Origin of the sequence: Rhizobium sp. 42MFCr.1, from assembly GCF_000377185.1 — a bacterium.
Classification (GTDB): domain Bacteria; phylum Pseudomonadota; class Alphaproteobacteria; order Rhizobiales; family Rhizobiaceae; genus Rhizobium; species Rhizobium altiplani.
Map to the genome: position 1 here is coordinate 1 of NZ_KB897901.1, position 1,700 is coordinate 1,700.

The following is a 1,700-nucleotide window of genomic DNA, read 5'->3' on the forward strand; positions in this document are numbered from 1 at the left end:
ATCTGCATCGAGGCCGGCGCGACGTTTTTCGATTGCCGGGATCTCGAAGGCGAACCGGTCCCGCTCGGGCTGTTTCGTGGTGATCGGGAAAAACAGCACCAGGTCACCATCGGCACGCGCTATCCGCACGCCGACCGCGACGGGGCGCTCCTTGCGTCCCTCCCTCTCGCCTTTTCCTGCTTCTCGATGCCAGAGATGTTGGTGTGGACGGCCCCCGAACGGCATCGAAACGTGCCAGAGTGAGTCGTTAAGATCTCAAACAAAGGAAGCCGCCCATGGAAAAGATTATTCGCATCGGCATGGATACGTCAAAGCATGTTTTTCAGCTGCATGGCGTGGATGCCGCTGAGAAACCGGTCTTGCGCAAAAAGCTGCGCCGCAAGGAAATGATCGACTTCTTCAGGATCTGTCCGCCAACCGTGATCGCCATCGAAGCCTGTGGCGGCTCCCATCACTGGGCTCGGCTGCTGACCGACCTCGGGCATGAGGTGAAGTTGATCGCGCCGCAACTCGTGAAGCCTTATGTCAAGCGGAGCAAGAACGACGCTGCGGACGCTGAGGCGTTATGCGAGGCGATGAGCCGCCCGACGATGCGGTTCGTACCGGTCAAGGCAGCCGATGAGCAGGCCGCCACCATGTTGGTCGGCGTCAGGGATCGCTTGATCCGCAATCGCACCCAACTCGCTAATGCAATCCGAGGTTACGCCGCTGAATTCGGCATTTCCGTCGCCAAGGGACTGGCGCATATTCCCTTGCTGCTTGAACGAACACAGTCCGACGAGACCGTGCCGGAGCTGGCACGGGCATTGTTCGCGAGCCAGGCGGAGGAATACGCCCAGTTGCAAGAAAAGATTACGGATGTGGATGCCAGGCTCATGGCGTGGCAGCGAGCTGACGAACGCTGCAAATGTCTCAATACTATTCCTGGCATTGGTCCGATCGGCGCAGCGCTTCTGATCATGAAGACACCGGCGCCAGAACTCTTCCGATCCGGCCGCCAATTCGCGGCGTGGATTGGGCTGACGCCAAAGGATCACTCGACCGGCGGCAAGCTGCGACTCGGACGCATCACGAAGGCAGGCGATGAGGCATTGAGAGCGGTGCTGGTGGCCGGGGCGACGACTGTCATTCAGCATGCTCGCCGACACGGCAAGACTTCTCCGTGGCTGGCCGAATTGCTCAACCGCAAGCCGTCGAAGCTGGCAGCCGTCGCCCTCGCCAACAAGATGGCGCGTATCGCCTGGAAGCTCATGGTGACCGGGGAAAGTTACAACGCAAAATATGCGTCAGCCCTGATGGTTGGCGCCACATGAAAATCAGCACGATACGGAAAGTTCTAACTTAAGATTCACGTTGGGTTGCTGACAACCGAACTTGCAAGATAGGAGATTAGATGGTGTGATCGATCGATCCAAGACGTGAGACACTCCGTCCTATCCTTTGGCCTTCTGCAAGGTCGTAGAGATGTTTGGAACTCACGCTGCGGAAACCATCTTGGCCAGCGCTCATGTGCGAGCACAACAAAAGGCCGGACATATGGGCGCAAGCGATCGGATCAAATCCGTCTCAGAATATCTTGCGAGCAGGGGGCCGTCCACATAAAGGATAGCGAAGACGGCTGCGGTCTGGATGTCGTCGTAAACACTCATCGCCCGACCTCGTCGTCCTCAGCATATTGTTCGACCGCGCGCTCCATGTCG

Annotated in this window: 1 protein-coding gene and 1 pseudogene; one reads left to right on the top strand and one right to left on the bottom strand. The window is 58.2% G+C overall.

Features of this window, described 5'->3' with window-relative positions; genetic code table 11:
* Positions 1 to 225: pseudogene (locus tag C934_RS36130) on the bottom strand (hypothetical protein); the annotation flags it as partial.
* A gap of 50 nt (positions 226 to 275) precedes the next feature.
* Between C934_RS36130 and C934_RS0131475 the strand changes: the two are divergent.
* Entirely contained in the window at positions 276 to 1,313 is a 1,038-nt protein-coding gene (locus tag C934_RS0131475) for an IS110 family transposase (RefSeq protein ID WP_018855778.1), read from the top strand.
* The last annotated feature ends 387 nt before the right edge of the window (positions 1,314 to 1,700 follow it).

Excerpts from the sequence above, each read along its gene's own strand:
- C934_RS0131475 (WP_018855778.1), top strand. The coding sequence starts at position 276 with ATGGAAAAGATTATTCGCATCGGCATGGATACGTCAAAGCATGTTTTT.